At 73.1% G+C, this 14,047-nt stretch carries 16 protein-coding genes; 7 read left to right on the top strand and 9 right to left on the bottom strand.

Translation table 11 applies throughout. The features are described from left to right. Positions 1-58 precede the first annotated feature (58 nt). Positions 59-991, bottom strand: coding sequence for a tyrosine-type recombinase/integrase (locus tag OJ997_RS24500; RefSeq protein WP_270027888.1), 933 nt, complete (start codon positions 989-991; stop codon positions 59-61). Positions 992-1,077: 86 nt separating this feature from the next. Between OJ997_RS24500 and OJ997_RS24495 the strand changes: the two genes are divergently transcribed. From OJ997_RS24495 to OJ997_RS24485, 3 genes are read left to right on the top strand one after another with little or no spacing between them, the layout of a single operon-like run. Then, positions 1,078-1,494, top strand: coding sequence for a hypothetical protein (locus OJ997_RS24495; RefSeq protein ID WP_270027887.1), 417 nt, complete (start codon positions 1,078-1,080; stop codon positions 1,492-1,494). Continuing rightward, on the top strand, positions 1,487-1,822 hold the full coding sequence (locus tag OJ997_RS24490) for a hypothetical protein (protein WP_270027886.1): 336 nt from the start codon (positions 1,487-1,489) through the stop codon (positions 1,820-1,822). Before OJ997_RS24495 ends, OJ997_RS24490 begins: the two co-directional genes overlap by 8 nt. Before the next feature lie 51 nt (positions 1,823-1,873). Beyond that, positions 1,874-5,782 (top strand): hypothetical protein, encoded by a 3,909-nt coding sequence (locus tag OJ997_RS24485; protein WP_270027885.1) that lies wholly within the window; start codon positions 1,874-1,876, stop codon positions 5,780-5,782. Here OJ997_RS24485 and OJ997_RS24480 read toward each other — a convergent pair. Beyond that, positions 5,779-7,236 (bottom strand): hypothetical protein, encoded by a 1,458-nt coding sequence (locus OJ997_RS24480; protein ID WP_270027884.1) that lies wholly within the window; start codon positions 7,234-7,236, stop codon positions 5,779-5,781. The genes OJ997_RS24485 and OJ997_RS24480 overlap by 4 nt on opposite strands. A gap of 36 nt (positions 7,237-7,272) precedes the next feature. Here OJ997_RS24480 and OJ997_RS24475 point away from each other — a divergent pair, with 36 nt between their 5' ends. Both OJ997_RS24475 and OJ997_RS24470 read left to right on the top strand, forming a co-directional pair. Beyond that, the gene (locus tag OJ997_RS24475) at positions 7,273-7,785 is read left to right on the top strand and encodes a GNAT family N-acetyltransferase (RefSeq protein WP_270027883.1); all 513 of its coding nucleotides are present in this window, start codon (positions 7,273-7,275) and stop codon (positions 7,783-7,785) included. 57 nt (positions 7,786-7,842) lie between these two features. Then, on the top strand, positions 7,843-8,250 hold the full coding sequence (locus OJ997_RS24470; protein ID WP_270027882.1) for a hypothetical protein: 408 nt from the start codon (positions 7,843-7,845) through the stop codon (positions 8,248-8,250). Here the strand turns inward: OJ997_RS24470 and OJ997_RS24465 are convergent. Further along, positions 8,247-8,828 (bottom strand): alpha/beta hydrolase family protein, encoded by a 582-nt coding sequence (locus tag OJ997_RS24465; RefSeq protein WP_272600211.1) that lies wholly within the window; start codon positions 8,826-8,828, stop codon positions 8,247-8,249. The genes OJ997_RS24470 and OJ997_RS24465 overlap by 4 nt on opposite strands. A gap of 4 nt (positions 8,829-8,832) precedes the next feature. Then, positions 8,833-9,426, bottom strand: a complete 594-nt coding sequence (locus tag OJ997_RS24460; protein ID WP_270027880.1) for a hypothetical protein — start codon at positions 9,424-9,426, stop codon at positions 8,833-8,835. A 24-nt stretch (positions 9,427-9,450) separates the two neighbouring features. Between OJ997_RS24460 and OJ997_RS24455 the strand changes: the two genes are divergently transcribed. Then, positions 9,451-10,017 carry a TetR/AcrR family transcriptional regulator gene (locus tag OJ997_RS24455; protein WP_270027879.1) on the top strand — a complete coding sequence of 189 codons (567 nt, stop codon included), beginning with the start codon at positions 9,451-9,453 and terminating at the stop codon, positions 10,015-10,017. A gap of 13 nt (positions 10,018-10,030) precedes the next feature. Here OJ997_RS24455 and OJ997_RS24450 read toward each other — a convergent pair whose 3' ends face one another. After that, positions 10,031-10,861 (bottom strand): NAD(P)H-binding protein, encoded by an 831-nt coding sequence (locus tag OJ997_RS24450; protein WP_270027878.1) that lies wholly within the window; start codon positions 10,859-10,861, stop codon positions 10,031-10,033. A 130-nt stretch (positions 10,862-10,991) separates the two neighbouring features. Between OJ997_RS24450 and OJ997_RS24445 the strand changes: the two genes are divergently transcribed. Then, a complete protein-coding gene (locus OJ997_RS24445) occupies positions 10,992-11,456 on the top strand; it encodes a PepSY domain-containing protein (RefSeq protein ID WP_270027877.1) in 465 nt (154 codons plus the stop codon). A gap of 1 nt (position 11,457) precedes the next feature. Here OJ997_RS24445 and OJ997_RS24440 read toward each other — a convergent pair whose 3' ends face one another. The 4 genes from OJ997_RS24440 to OJ997_RS24425 are packed head-to-tail and all read right to left on the bottom strand — an operon-like array spanning position 11,458 to position 13,962. Further along, a complete protein-coding gene (locus OJ997_RS24440; protein ID WP_270027876.1) occupies positions 11,458-12,132 on the bottom strand; it encodes a response regulator transcription factor in 675 nt (224 codons plus the stop codon). Further along, positions 12,129-13,439, bottom strand: coding sequence for a sensor histidine kinase (locus tag OJ997_RS24435; RefSeq protein WP_270027875.1), 1,311 nt, complete (start codon positions 13,437-13,439; stop codon positions 12,129-12,131). The genes OJ997_RS24440 and OJ997_RS24435 overlap by 4 nt, the downstream gene beginning before the upstream one ends. Then, positions 13,429-13,653: a hypothetical protein gene (locus OJ997_RS24430; RefSeq protein ID WP_270027874.1), complete on the bottom strand. Its 225-nt coding sequence runs from the start codon at positions 13,651-13,653 to the stop codon at positions 13,429-13,431. The genes OJ997_RS24435 and OJ997_RS24430 overlap by 11 nt, the downstream gene beginning before the upstream one ends. 57 nt (positions 13,654-13,710) lie before the next feature. Beyond that, complete coding sequence (locus tag OJ997_RS24425; protein ID WP_270027873.1) at positions 13,711-13,962, bottom strand: helix-hairpin-helix domain-containing protein; 252 nt, start codon at positions 13,960-13,962, stop codon at positions 13,711-13,713. Positions 13,963-14,047 lie beyond the last annotated feature (85 nt).

The raw sequence follows: 14,047 nt of genomic DNA, 5'->3' as shown, positions 1-14,047 counted from the left end.
GCCTGGAGGCGCCGGCAGTCGGCGGGCGACGCAAGGACCGACACGCGATAATTCCTAGTTATCGCGGCTGCAGGCTTCTCCCCAGCACGTCCGCGGCCGAGACCACGTCGCGCAGCGCGCGGTCGGAGACGTGCGTGTAGATCTCGGTCGTCGAGAGGCTCGCGTGGCCGAGGAGGCGCTGGATGTAGCGGATGTCCACGCCCGCCTCGATCAGCTGGGTGGCGGCGGTGTGGCGGAGCATGTGGGGCGTGACGCGGGCGCGCAGGCCGGCTTCGCGGGCGGCGACGGCGAGGCGGCCGCGCATCGCGGCCGGTGAGAGTGGTTCGAGGCGGCGGTTGAAGAGCAGGGGTGCATGCGTGACGCCGAGCGCGGTGCGGGTGCGGAGGTAGTCGCGGACCAGCGTCTGCATCCAGTCGTTGGTGAGGAAGACCTGGCGTTCGCGGCGGCCCTTGCCGACGATGCGCAGCGTGCGGCCGGGCAGGTCGATGTCCGTGCACTGGAGGCCGACGACCTCGTTGACGCGCATGCCGGTGGCGAGCATGAGCGCGACGGCGAGCAGCGTGGTGGCGTCGTGGGGACGGATCAGCAGCCCCGCCTCGTCGACCGCGGCGACCTCGCGCAGGGAGCGCAGCAGGCGGTCGAGGTCGGAGGTGGCGACGAGCCGGGGCAGCTTTCGCGACCGTCCCACCGCCACCGTGACGCCCGTCCAGGGGTCGGTGGCCAGTAGTCCGCGGGCGAGCAGCCAGGCGCAGAAGCCGCGCAGGCCGCAGGCGCGGCGTCGGAGCGACGTGCTCGAGAGCCCCGTCGCGCGCTGGTCCTCGATGAAGCCGACGAGGACGTCGCGGTCGATCGTCTCCACCCGCCGCAGACCGCCGACGCAGCGCTCGAACGCGGCGAGGTCGCCGTCGTAGGCGCGGATGGTGTGCGGCGAGAGATCGCGGGTGACGAGGAGCCAGCGGACGTACTGCTCACGCGCGTGCGCCAGGTGCATTGAGGCCTTCTTTCGTGCCGGGAGGTGCAGGCACGCGATTCGCGCCGTCCGGCGTTTCGCCTCTCACACGCCATCATTGAGTCACCGTGCGCCGCCGCAAGGACAAGGAAGAGCCCAGCAAGGAGATCGTGCCGACGCGGCCACCCAGGCCCGACGCGGACGACCGCGCGTGGTCCGCGCGGCGCAACATCGGCGAGCGGGACGCGCGCAAGGACCTGGTGCCGTTCATGGCGCTCCCCGCCGAGACCGGCCCGACCTGGGCGCCGGATCAGCTGAGCATCTGGCCGGTCGAGGGCGGGCGGTTCGGGATCGACGCGCACTACCACGGCGAGACGGGAAGGGCGCGTGCCGAGCAGCAGGCCGTGCGGCTCGAGCGGGTGCACCTCGCGGTGAGCGTCCGCACCACCGACGACGGCGCCGCGCTGCGCCTCGGGCCGCTCGCGCACAAGGCGACGTTCCTCGCGATCGAGGCCTTCCTGGGCCGCCCGATCGACGATGCGTGAGCACGTCGGAGGCAACGCCATGGACGAGCCGGGCGAGATCGCGGCCTTCCACGACCGCTGCAGCGACCTGATGCGCGCGCTGCTGCAGGAGCTCGCGCGCACGCCCGACCAGCCGCGGCCGTTCCCGCAGATCGAGGACGCGATGGGCTGGCCGCGGCGGCGGATCGCCTCCGTGCTCGGCGGCGTGTTCACGGTCCGCACCCGGGATTTCGGCGGGCGTCGCCCGTACCACTTCCACGACGAGCGCCAGTCGGCGTCGGGTCGGTGGGAGCTGTGGATGGATCCGGTGCAGGCGGAGACGATCCGCTTCCTGAGCGCCGACTCATAAGCGGATGTTCCACCCGCGCTAAGGGATTTCTCATCTAAGCTCCGCGCCGTCATGGACCGACGTCGCCTCTCCCTGCTCATCTCCGCCGCTCTGCTGCTCGTGCCCGCGAGCGCCGAGGCGTCGTTCACGGAAGCTCCCGCCTACGACTTCGTCGGCGAGCCGAGCTGCCTCAACGCCACGGGCCTGCCCGGGGAGGTGGCGATCGGCAGCAAGTCCGGCGCCCGCTTCCTGCAGGCGACGCGGACGGGCTTCGTCGCTGCCGGCGAGGTCAAGGCGGGTGAGGGCTTCGACTGCAGCACGATCGAGGCGCGCCCGTCGGGCGCGGGCGTGATCGCCGGCACGCAGTTCAATGGCGACAGCGTGGTCGCCGTCGTGCGTGACCCCGGCGGCGCGTGGAGCGCGCCGCTCACCGTCGCCGCCCGTGAAGGGTGGACTCCGCAGACCGTGACCGCCGCCGTGTCCGACCGCGGCGACGTCATCGTCGCCTGGGTCGAGGAGCGGATGAGCCCCGAGCCCGGTACGCGGATCCGCGTCGCGCAACGGGCGCCCGGGCAGGGCTTCGGGCCCGCCAAGGTGGTTCAGACGCTGTCGGGCTTCTCCTTCTCGCGGACGCTCGACGTCGCGGTCAGCAACGCCGGCGAGGGCATCCTGTCGTGGACCGCCCTCGACGCCTCCGCGAAGGGCCCGGTCACCGCCACGGCGAGCACGGCGATCGTCGCGCCGGACGGCACCGTCGGCGCGCCCACGGTCGTCACCACCCTGGACCGCAGCGCGTTCACGAGCCTGTCGGTCGCCGCCGACGGCCGCGCGCTGCTCGCCTTCACCACCGGCAGCGCCGTGATGTTCGCCGAGCGTGCCCCTGGCGGGGCCTTCGGCGCGCCCGTCAAGCTGGCCGGCATCACCGACCCGTCCGGAGGGACCGCGATCGCGCGCCTGCACGACAGCGGCGCCGCCGCGATCGCGTGGGCCGGCGGCTTCGGCGAGGTCCGGATCGCGACGCGACCGGGCCTGGGCGGGTTCCGGCCGCCGGTGACCGTCGCCAAGGCCGAGCGGCTCCCGAAGGGCTTCGACCCGTTCTGGTTCTCACCCGCGTTCCTCGAGATCGCCGGCGGCGGGCTCAGCTTCTTGACGCCGGGCGTGATGTCCGACAGCTCGCTGATCCTCACCGCGGACGGTCGCGCGCTGCTGGGCTTCGCCAACGAGGCCAGTGGGGCTGAGCGCTCGGTCGCGCGCCTGGCCACCGTCCCGCTGACGGGCGCGGCGCCGGCCACCGCCGGGGCCGGCGGTGAGCTGGACGTCCCGACGCTCGCGCAGCCGCTCGTGCTCGCCGACGGCTCCCCCGCGCTCACCTGGGTCAGCAACGTGAACGAGAGCCGGCTCACGCTGCACCTCGCGGCGGAGAGCGCCACGCGGCCCGCGCCCGGCCCGACCCCGCGCGTGCGCTTCGGCGCGCCGACCCGGCGCGTGCTCGACCACGACGACTCCCTGCGCCTGCCGGTCAGCTGCAGCGCGGCGTGCACGGTCCGCGCGGAAGTCCTGGGCAGCATCGCCAGCGAAGGCGTGATGGTCCTCTACCGCTCCGGCGAGAGCGAGCTCAGCATCGACGCGGGCCTGACGCCGCTCCGTGCCCCGGGGCGCCAAGCAGGTGCGCGTGCGCGTCCGCTACGGCGCGACGGGCGGCCTCGAGACCAAGACCGAGACGTTCACCGTGCGCGTCACGCGCTCGCCCAGGCCGGAGCCGCGCATGGTGGGCCTGAAGGCCGTCCGCAAGGGCGACTCGATCCGGGTCAGCTGGCGCATCACGAACCCGCCGCGATTCGCGGTGTTCGTCGTGTCCGCCAGCACCAAGCGCAACGACCATGGCAACCCGTCCACCGGCCGGCTGGAGTTCGCGGAGAAGCGCACGAAGTCGTTCACCGTGACGCTGGACGACGCCAAGGGCCTGAGCTACGTGACGCTCCGCTCGCTCCCGGAGGTCGGTCTGCCGCTACGCGAGACCGTCAAGGTCCGCTGATGCGCACCGCGCTGCTCGTGTTCGCGTTCCTGGCCGCCGCGCCCGCGACGGCCTCGGCCGCGCTCGGCCAGGTGGAGCCGGTCAAGGTCGTCGACGACGAGGGCTGCCTCGGCGCGACCGGCACTCCCGGCGAGCTCTCCGCCTCGGTGCGGACCGGCGTGCGGTTCCTCCAGGCGACACGCGAGGGACTGAAGCCGATCGGCACGGTCAAGCTCAGCAACGAGTGGTTCGACTGCGAGGCCGTCGCCACCCGGGCGAGCGGCGCGGGCGTGATCGTCGGGCGCGACACCCTGGACAACCACAGCGTGTCCGTCCGCGACCCCGGCGGCGCCTGGAGCGCGCCGGTGCCGCTGCCGGCCGAGAAGGACTGGGGGATCAGCGGCATCGGCGCGGCGGTGTCCGACCGCGGCGACGTGCTGATCACCTGGCGCGAGGACACGATCGTCGGCGGGAAGGCCAACGGGTACCGCTTCCGCGCCCTGCGGCGTACGCCGGGCGCGCCGTTCGCGGCGCCCGAGACGATCGGCGCGCAAGCGCCGCGGCTCGAGCACGTGAGCGGCGCGCTCGCAGCGACGACCGGCGAGGCGCTGGTGCTCACGACGCGCATCGAGGGCGACGGGGCGCGGCGCACGGCGCCTGTCTCCGTCGCCACCGCCGCGCCGGGCGTGCCGTTCGGCGCACCCTCCCAGGTCGCGACCGCGAGCGCGGCGGCCAAGCCGCTCCTCGCCGTCGCGCCCGACGGCCGTGCGCTCGTCGTCGCCCACGACGGCAGATCCATCCAGGTCGCGGAACGTCCGCCGGGCGGCGCGTTCGGGCCGCCCGCCGCGATCGGTGAGGCGTCCGACCCGATCGGCGTCGGACCGGCAGTCGCGATCGGGCCGAGCGGCGAGGCGTCGGTGGCCTGGACGGGGTACCTGCGCGGGACCGTGCAGTTCGTGGCGCGACCCGCCGCCGGCGCTCCCTGGGCGTCGTCGAGTGCGCAGGGCAACGGCCTCTTCCCGCCCGGCAACGACCCGTTCCTGTACACGCCCGCGTTCGTGTCGGCGTTGTTCGGCGTCGAGCCGTTCCTCTTCAACGAAGCGCCCGGGCGACTGCAGCTCACCGCCGGCGGCCGTGCCGCGCTCGCGTGGCAGAGCGCGCTGGCCACGCCGGCGCTGGTCTCCACGCCGCTCGCCGGCGGCCCGGCGACGCTCCAGCCCAGCGCACCCGTGATCAACGGAGCCGGTCAGGTCTTCGCCGCGACGCTCACCGACGGCACCGCCGCGCTCGCCTGGACCGAGCCCAACGAGGACGGTTCCAACGTCACCTCGCTCCACCTCGCGGCCGAAGGCGTCGTCGAGCGGCGTGATCCGGCGCCTCCGCGCGTCACGGTCGGGGCGCCGCTGTCGCGGCGGCTCGGGCCGAAGGAGCCCTTGCGAATTCCCGTGTCCTGCGGCGGCCCGTGCGTCGTGCGGGCGACGCTCGGCGAGCTCGCGACGGACTTCAACGAGGAGCTCACGCTCGAGCGCGCCGGGCGGCGCGTGCTGAAGTTCCCGCAGGCGGCCGTGCTCGCCCGCCGGCAGCTCCGGCCGGTGCCGATGACCGTCCTCTATCGCGGGCCTGAGGCCAAGAGCGCCCGGGTCCGCACCACCAGCGTGCGCTACGCCCGTCGGGGCGAGCTGCCGATCGCGGAGGTCCAGGACGTGCGCGCGGTGCGGCGCGGCGACGCGATCCGGGTCACCTGGCGGCTCAAGGGGACGGTTCACGAAGCCGAGGAGCCGATCTTCGTCACCGCCACAAAGACGCGCGCCAGGGGCGAAGCGCCGCTGGCGCTGCGGACCGTGGAGGTCAACAAGCGGCGCCGCTTCAGCGTGACGCTGCGCGCCGGCGCCGACGCGAAGTTCGTGACCGTGCGGACGGTCGGCTTCATCGTCGGCCAGGGCCGGACCGTCGTCGGAGTGCGTTAGGTCTCGGGCAGCTCGCCGCAGTACGGGCCGAGGCTCGGCCGCTGGTTGCGGTTGAAGAGCTGCGGGAACGTGCTGAAGGCGTCGAGCGGGTTGACGAAGTCGAGGACTTCCGCGGCGAACGACTGTCGCGGGTGGTCGTCGACGACGATCGGCGGCCGCACGCCCGTCAGGTGGTCGAGCCGGGCGCGCAGCACGTCACGCTGGTAGGCCGCCCAGCGCTCGCGACCGGCCGCGTACTCGGGCCGGTCGCGGTAGGCGAGCACGACCTGCTCGGCCGTCTGGAAGCGCACGCGCCGCTCGCCGTCCGCGCACGGCAGCTCGGGGCGCCGGAAGTTCTTGCGGATGCTCGCGAGCGAGAGGTCGGCGACGTCGCCCTCGCGACCGCGCGTGATCTGGACGCCGTAGCAGTCGGCGCTGTGCACGCCGACGACCTCGAGGTACGCGGTCAGCAGCTCCTGCGGGCTGCTCGGCAGATGCGGGAGCGGCGAGGGCGTGCGCGGCGGGCCCCAGCGCCACGGCGCGACCCACGCGGCCACCGACTCCCAGTCGAGGATCTCGAGGTGGAACGGGCTCGGGGCGAGCGTCGCGTGCGGGGCGGCCTCGACGAACGCGTCGCTGAGGCCGGTGCGCGTGATCGCCAGCACGCCCTCGATGTGCGCGTCCCAGCTCACCTGGCCCTCGGTGTCGGTGCCGCGCAGGGTGAGGAAGCGCGTGAGGCCGAAGCAGTCGTCGGGCGGGCGGCCGGAGAGCGCGGCGCCCATCACGTCCTCGTCGAGCACGGACGGGTCGCCCGGCGAGCGCTGGACGAGGTGCGCGGCGCGGCTCAGCGCGCTGGTGGCGACGGTCGTCGGCGCCTGGGTCAGCGCGCCGGGCGTGTGGACGATCTCCCATTCGACGTACGCGTCACGTTCCTTCAGGCGCTTGTGGTCGAAGCGGTCGGGCACGCGATAGACGCCGTAGACCCCGGCCGGGTTGGCCTGCGTGAGCGCGTCGGCGATCGCCTGGAGCTGCGTGCTGCCCGTCGCGGCGACGCACGTGAACGCGACCGCCGGGAGGCGATCAGCGGTGTACGGCGCGCGGGCGCCGTCGCGCGCGGCGTGCTCGCGCATGACCACCTGCGCTCGCTCGGACGGGTCCTCGAGCTCCGCGGGCGGGCGGTTGAAGTCCGCCCCGGGCCCCGGATCGATCACGTCGCGCCGGTCGTCGAACAGCTCACCGAACGCGTCCTTGGCGCGCTCGACGACGTCGCGCAGGCTGGTCGGCGCGGTCACGTTCTGCGCCGGCAGGCCCTGCGCGGCCGCGAACGCCGCGTACTCCTCCTGCGCCTTGCGGCCCGCCGCCTCGGCCGCGGCGATCTGCGCGTCGGCGCGCGCCTGCGCCTTCGCCAGCTTCTCCTGCTGCTTGGGCGAGAGCTCGACCGGCTTGCCGCGAAGGGCCCGAATCAGGTTGCGCACCAAGCGACGCTATCCGCTCGCGTCACACTGCGTCCAGTGCGTGCGCCCGAGGTCGTCACCACAGCGCGGATGCGCGGCGAGGCCGCCGGTGCTCGGCATCTGGACGCGCTCGCGCCGATCTTCGGGGACCCACGCGTCGGCGCGACGATGGGCGGTGTGATGAGCCGCGAGGTGGTCGCGCAGATGCTCGCCGGCAACGAGCGCGAGTGGGCGCGGGATGGCTTCAGCTCGTGGATGTTCTTCGAGACCGCCACCGGCCAGCCGCTCGCGCGCGGGGGTGTGCGGCGCACCGAGTTCGACGGGCGGCCCGAGGTCGAGGTGGGCTGGACGACCGCGCCGGACCGCTGGGGCGAGGGCTTCGCGACCGAGCTCGGGAACCTCTCGATCCAGGTCGCAGCCGAACACCTGCGGCTCGAGGACATCGTCGCGTTCACGCTCCCGGAGAACGGTGCATCGCGGCGCGTCATGGAGAAGCTCGGGTTCCGTTACGAGAAGACCGCCCCGTACAAGCACTTCGGCGACCACGTGCTGTACCGACTTAACGTGTAAACCGCCTGACAGACGGGAAGAGCGGCTGGCGGAGAGTCTGGTTTCAGGAGAGAGCCCATGGCCGCGACCGCAACACCCTCACGCCCCGCCACGGAACTGCAGGATCGCCTGGTACGGCGCGCGGAGGTCGTCGGCGTATGGGCGGTCGACTGCCTGTGCGCGCAACGGCGGGACACCGACTGGGCCGCCGAGCTGCTCGGCGACCTCGAGCACCGCCACGAGCACGCGAGCCTGGACACCGAGGGCTACCACCTTGACTCATTCGCGGTCGAGCCCGTCGCGCACCAGCGCGGCACGGCGTACGTCCGCATGGTGTGCGCGGTGTCGGTCCGCCCGGCGCGGCTCTCCCCCACGCTCGCGGCCCGCACGCTCCGCGGTGTGCTGGACGAGCTGATGCTCGCGCCGGCCCGCGCACGCGCGACCTGCGCGCGGCTCGTCGACGTCGCGATCGTCCCCGCGATCTAGGGCAAGAACGAGCGGACTGCGTCGCGCAGCCCGTTGACATCGCTGCGCAGGCTGTGGTTCCCGCGCAGCCGGACGATCGTGCGGCCCGGCGCCTCCGGCGGCATCCCGAACGGGTCGCTCTCGCCCTGGACGATCAGCACCGGCACCTCGACGCCTTCGAGCTCGGGCAGCCGCGTCTTCTCGGGCTTCCCGGGTGGGTGGAGCGGGAACGCGAGGCAGAGCACGCCCGCGGCGCCGACCGCGCCCGCCGTCCGGCAGGCCACGCGCGCGCCGCTCGAGCGACCGCCGACGAGCAACCGGCGCCCGTCGATCGGCAGGCCCGCGCAGACGGCCGTCCACGCGGCGTCCAGCTGGGGCGCGGGTGCCGGCGACTTGCGGCCGGCGACGCGGTAGGGCTGCTCGATCAGGTAGACCGAGACGCCGGCCTCGTTGGCGGTCTTCGTCGCGGTCACCAAGTCGGGCGCGCCGACGCCGCCGCCCGCGCCGTGGCCGAGCACGAGCACGGTCGACGCGCCGTCGACGAGGTGCGGGTGGGCGTGGGCGGGGCCGTGAGGCGTGTCGATCTCGAGCACGCGCAGAAGGCTAGTGGGGACGCTTGACCTTCTTGCGCCGCTGCAGCTCGCGCGAGGCGAGCACGAGCCCGACCACGATCGGCACCCAGTACGGCTTGGAGTCGAGCACCGCCTGCACCCAGCCCGGCAGCTCGAGGTCGATCTGGAAGGACGGGAGCGGGAGGTCCGGCAGGTCGATCGACGGCAGCGGGATGCTCGGCAGGTCGATCGAGGGCAGCAGCCTGAGCGCGAACGTGATCCCGATGATCGCCGCCGCGACCTGCGCGACGCCCGTGAGCACGTAGCGCGAGGCGTACAGGCCCGGGTGGCGGCGTCCCCAGTCGGCTTGGCGTGCGGCGCGGGTTCCCGGCTCGGGATCGAGCTCGTACTCGTCCTCGCTGCCCTCGGGCACGAGCGAGGCGCGCGAGACGCTGCCGCCCCAGAACGGCATCACGGCCCGCACCTCGAAGCCGTCGCCCTCGAGCACGGTCCGCTTGCCGTTCGCCTTGCGCTCCGCGACCGTCTCGCCGTCCACGACCAGACGCACGCGGTCCCGCTCCCACAGCGCGTCCGGGATGACCTCGACGGTCCGCCCCTCATACTCGACGCTGAACTTCGCGGGCATGACGCCAGCGTACCATACACCTGTATGACACCTGCTCCGGTCGACCACGACGAACGCCGCGCGCGCCTCACCGAGGTGCTGCTCGACGTGGTCGCCGAGGCCGGGCTGGAGGCGGCAACGGTCCGCACCGTGGCCGACCGCGCGGGCGTCTCGATCGGCACCGTCCAGCACTACTTCAAGACCAAGGACGACATGCTCCGGCACGCCTACCGGACGGTCGGCAAGGAACTGGGCGACCGCGCCGAGGCGCGTGCGGAGGGCGCGACGTCGTGGAAGGAGGCGATCCGCGAGATCCTGCTCGAGCTGCTCCCGCTCGACGAGCGCCGCGCCGCCGGCTACCGCGTCAGCGTCGCCTTCGCGGCCCGCGCGACCTGGAACGCGGAGCTCGGCGCCGAGCTGCGCAAGGACCTGGTCGAGCTGCAGACGATCTTCGTCGACATGCTCCAGCAGGCGGGCGTCGCGAACGCCGAGCGCGAGGCGACGACCCTGCTCGCGCTCAACGCGGGCCTCGCCGAGCCGCTCATCTACGGCGACGGCTCGGCGAAGCAGGTGGTCGAGGCGCTGGACGCCTACCTCGACCGACTTTTCTAAAGGCCCTGGGGCTTTAGCTTCCCAGGACGCGACCGGCCGGCTCCGGGTCGCGGCCCGTGAGCTCGCGCACGGCGGGCGAGATGACCGCGGAGTAGCCGAGCCGGGCGCCGGTGCCGAAGGTCGCGATCACGTCCGCGACCGGCTGCGGGAGGCCGGCGTGCTCGACCAGGCCGGCGGCGTAGTCCGCGTCGCTGACCTGGACGGCCTCGACCGGCTTGCCGCCGAGCTCGGAGAAGAGCGCCGCCAGCTCGTCCGGGCCGAACAGCTCGCTGCCCGTGATGTCGTACTCGCGCCCGTCGTGGTCGCCGCCGGCCAGCACCGCGGCCGCCGCCCGTGCGCAGTCGGCGCGCGCGACGAACGAGACCGGGCCGCCGTTGGTGACGTGCTTGCCGGTGGCGAGCGCGGCCTGCAGCGCGGTCGCCTGCATCTCGGCGTAGATGTTGTTGCGCAGGAACGCCCAGCGCACACCGCTCGCGCGGATGTGCTCCTCGGTCGCGCGGTGCTCGCCGGCGACGAAGATCGGGTTGTTGTCGGACGGGTTCGGGATCGACGTGTAAGCGATGAACTGCGCGCCGGCCGCGACCGCCGCGTCGACCGCGGCCTTGTGCCCCGGCACGCGCGTGCCGATCTCGCTCCCGCTGATGAGGAGCACCCGCTCGGCGCCCGCGAACGCCTCGGGCGACGCGTCGTGGAAGTCGAACGCGCGCACCTGAGCACCGGGCACGTCGAGGTTCTCCGGCGTGCGCGTGAGCAGGATCAGCTCGGACGCGTCGACGGTCTTCAGCAGTTCGGCGGTGACGAGTCGGCCGATCTGACCGGACGCGCCCGTGATGACGAGGCTCATGCCTAAAGTTGTAGGCCCTCGAACGCGGCAGCCGACTGCGTCGGCGCCAAGCGCGAGTGCTTGCAACCGATAAGCCGGCTCTCATGTTCATCACAGGGCGGTCTTAGCGCCGAGCGCGAGGGTGAACGTCATGAAGAAGCGCTCGATTGCCGCACTGACCACCGCCGCCGCCGTCTCCGCCGGAACCGTGTTCGCCGTGACCGGCGCGACCGCCGCCTCCTCGTCCGACGCCGTCCGCGCCGTGCAGACCGCGTCGAAGGGCACCTCCGCCAAGCCGTACGAGCTCGACCGCGAGCGGGGCCACTGGGAGGTCACGTTCGCCGACGGCACGCAGAAGCTCGTGACCCTCAACGGAAGCAAGGTCACCAAGACGCGCCGCGACGACCGCGACGCCGACGTCGCCCAGGCCCGCACGTCGCTCGTCGCCGCCCTGCGCGCCGCCGCCCCGCGCGCCGGCAACACGCAGCTCACCGACGCCGACCTCGACGCCGACGACGGCCAGCTCGTCTGGCAGATCGGCTTCGCGAACGACACCGACGTGGACGTCGACGCGCGCACGGGCAAGGTCCTGCGCGTCGACAACGACGACGACTGAGCTACGGCACGAAGCGGTAGCCCATGCCGCGCACCGTCGTGATGTGCGCGGCACCGAGCTTGCGCCGCAGGTAGCCCACGTAGACCTCGACCACGTTCGAGCCGGGGTCGAAGTCGTAGCCCCACACCCGGGCCAGCAGCTGCTCACGCGAGAGCACCTGGTCCGGGTGGCGCAGGAACAACTCGAGCAGCGCGAACTCGCGCGCGCTCAGCTCGATCGGCTCGCCGCTGTCCACGCTCGCCCGCCGCGTCCGCAGGTCGAGCGCCACCTCGCCGGCACGCAGCGTCATCGGCTCGTCCGCCCCCGCCGCGTCCGCCGCCCGCAGCCGCACCTGCACGCGGGCCAGCAGCTCGTCGAACTCGAACGGCTTCGTCAGGTAGTCGTCGGCCCCGAGCTGCAGCCCGGCCACCTTGTCGCGCACGTCGTCGCGCGCCGACAGGATCAGCACGGGCAACCGCCGGCCCGCCGCGCGCAGCGTCCGCAGCACGTCCGTCCCGTCGAGGCCCGGCAGGCCGAGGTCGAGGATCAGCAGCTCGAAGTCCTCGTCGCGCGCCAACGCGATCGCGCTCGGTCCGTCACCCACCGCGATCGTCACGTAGCCGGCCGCTCGCAGGCCCTTCTCGAGGAACGCGACGAGGTTGCGCTCGTCCTCGGCGATCAGGATCCGGCTGCTCATGACGCCGGGAGCACGATCGTGAACCGCGCCCCCTTCCCCTCCTCGCTGTCGAGCTCCACACGTCCGCCGTGCGCGGTCGCGATCGTGCGGACGATCGCCAGGCCGAGGCCGGTGCCGTCCCCGACCGAGCGCTCGAAGATGCGCTCCTGGTCCGCGGCGGGCACGCCCGGTCCGGTGTCCGCCAACCAGATCCGCGCGAGGTCGCCCTCGTGGGACGTGCCGAGCACGATCGTGTCGCCCTCGGCCGTGTGCTGGACGGCGTTGTGCGCGAGGTTCATGACCGCCTGCGTGAGCCGTTGGCGGTCGCCGCGCAGCAGCCCCGCGCCGGTCGCCTCCAGCCGCCACTCGCGCGGCCCGAGCCGCTTCGCCTTCGCCATCAGCTCCTCCGTCAACAGGTCCAGGTCCAACTCGGACAGCATGAGGAAGTCCGGCCGCTCGGACTTGGCCAACGTCAGCAGGTCCTCCACGAAGCGGCTCATCCGGTCCAGCTCGTCGGACACGATCCGGTAGGTCTCCGGGTCGCGGTCGAGCAGCTCGAGGTGCCCGCGGATGATCGTGATCGGCGTGCGCAGCTCGTGCCCGGCGTCGGACACGAACTCGCGCTGGAGCGCGAACGCCGCCTCCAGCCGGTCGAGCATCGCGTTGAACAGGTGCCCGAGCTCGGCGATGTCGTCGTTGCCGCGCACGTCGATCCGGCGCGTGAGGTCGTCCGTGGACTGGATCGCGCGCGCGGTCCCGCCCAGCTCGCGCAGCGGCGACAGGATCCGCCCGACGGCGACGTAGGCGAGCACCGACACGAGCACCACCATGCCGAACCCGATCCCACCCGCGACGCGCACGGCCTCGGCCACCTCGGCGCGCTCGTGCCCGAGGTCGGCGGTGACCACGAACGTGCCGCGCCGCTGCCCGCGCAGGTTGACCGGCACGGCGACGTAGCGGTAGTCGTTGTCGATGTCGCCGCGCTCGACGCCGTCGACGTCGCTCAGCTCACGCACGCCGTCGATCAGCTGCGTGGAAGTCCCGAGGTCCGCGTTGGAGCGGTACGGCTGCTCGCCCACGAACGTGAACGACGCCTCGGCCTCGTCCGGCACGTCCCGCGCGAGGAACTGGTCGAAGAGCGTCCGCACGTCGCTCGTGCGCACCTCGGCGGCGAAGCGCTGCAGCTCACGCACCTCCTGCGCGAGCGCCGCCTGGATGCGCGCGTCCACCCGCGCGAGCAGCACCTGGCGCAGCGCCAGCGTCGACACGGCCGTCGCGAACGCGAACAGCACCGCGATCGACAGGACGATCCGCGTCCTACTGCTCATCGTCGTCGAACGGATCGTCGTCGTCCGGGCCGTCGTCGTCCTCGGGCGGAGCGAACGTCGTCGGCGTCGGCGTGGCGGTGGCCGCGCCGGGCAGCAGCTCGATCGCCTGCACGGCGGGGGGATCGGGCGGCCGGACGAGCAGCGCGACGACGGCAGCAGTGCCCAGCGCGAGCGCCAGCGCGCACAGGACGATCGTCAGCGGGCGCATGCTCACCCGCCGAAGGCTCGCGTGCCCGCCTGGGCTGGACCTAAGACGGCGATGAGAACCGTCTTATCGCGCGAGTCGCTCGCGCGAGTACTCCCACCACGGGCGCGCCTCGCCGGTCGTGGCGTAGTCGACCGCGGCGTGGTACGTGTCCAGCAGGCACGGGTCCTCCTGCCGGCCCTCCATCGCGCAGGTCCGCTCGAAGAGCTCCTCGGGGTCGGCCCCGCGCAGGTCCTCGACGCGTTCGACCCCAAGCCGCCGCAACCGCGCGGCGACCTTGGGACCGACGTTCGGGATGGTCGTCAGCACATCAGCCATGCCCTCAAAGTTAAACGTCCAGGACGTTTAAGATTGAACGAATCGGACGTCGGGCGATGAGTTCGGCGGTGGGAGGTCGTCCTAA

This window comes from Solirubrobacter phytolaccae (assembly GCF_027587195.1).
GTDB classification, from domain to species: domain Bacteria; phylum Actinomycetota; class Thermoleophilia; order Solirubrobacterales; family Solirubrobacteraceae; genus Solirubrobacter; species Solirubrobacter phytolaccae.
This window is presented reverse-complemented; position numbering and strand designations above follow the sequence as displayed.

What these genes read in the sequence shown, in the direction of transcription:
- OJ997_RS24460 (WP_270027880.1), bottom strand. Translation starts at nt 9,426, where the DNA reads ATGCCCGCGAAGTTCAGCGTCGAGTATGAGGGGCGGACCGTCGAGGTC.
- OJ997_RS24440 (WP_270027876.1), bottom strand. Translation starts at nt 12,132, where the DNA reads ATGAGCAGCCGGATCCTGATCGCCGAGGACGAGCGCAACCTCGTCGCG.
- OJ997_RS24455 (WP_270027879.1), top strand. Translation starts at nt 9,451, where the DNA reads ATGACACCTGCTCCGGTCGACCACGACGAACGCCGCGCGCGCCTCACC.
- OJ997_RS24490 (WP_270027886.1), top strand. Translation starts at nt 1,487, where the DNA reads ATGCGTGAGCACGTCGGAGGCAACGCCATGGACGAGCCGGGCGAGATC.
- OJ997_RS24450 (WP_270027878.1), bottom strand. Translation starts at nt 10,861, where the DNA reads ATGAGCCTCGTCATCACGGGCGCGTCCGGTCAGATCGGCCGACTCGTC.
- OJ997_RS24425 (WP_270027873.1), bottom strand. Translation starts at nt 13,962, where the DNA reads ATGGCTGATGTGCTGACGACCATCCCGAACGTCGGTCCCAAGGTCGCC.
- OJ997_RS24500 (WP_270027888.1), bottom strand. Translation starts at nt 991, where the DNA reads ATGCACCTGGCGCACGCGCGTGAGCAGTACGTCCGCTGGCTCCTCGTC.
- OJ997_RS24485 (WP_270027885.1), top strand. Translation starts at nt 1,874, where the DNA reads ATGGACCGACGTCGCCTCTCCCTGCTCATCTCCGCCGCTCTGCTGCTC.
- OJ997_RS24435 (WP_270027875.1), bottom strand. Translation starts at nt 13,439, where the DNA reads ATGAGCAGTAGGACGCGGATCGTCCTGTCGATCGCGGTGCTGTTCGCG.
- OJ997_RS24470 (WP_270027882.1), top strand. Translation starts at nt 7,843, where the DNA reads ATGGCCGCGACCGCAACACCCTCACGCCCCGCCACGGAACTGCAGGAT.
- OJ997_RS24445 (WP_270027877.1), top strand. Translation starts at nt 10,992, where the DNA reads ATGAAGAAGCGCTCGATTGCCGCACTGACCACCGCCGCCGCCGTCTCC.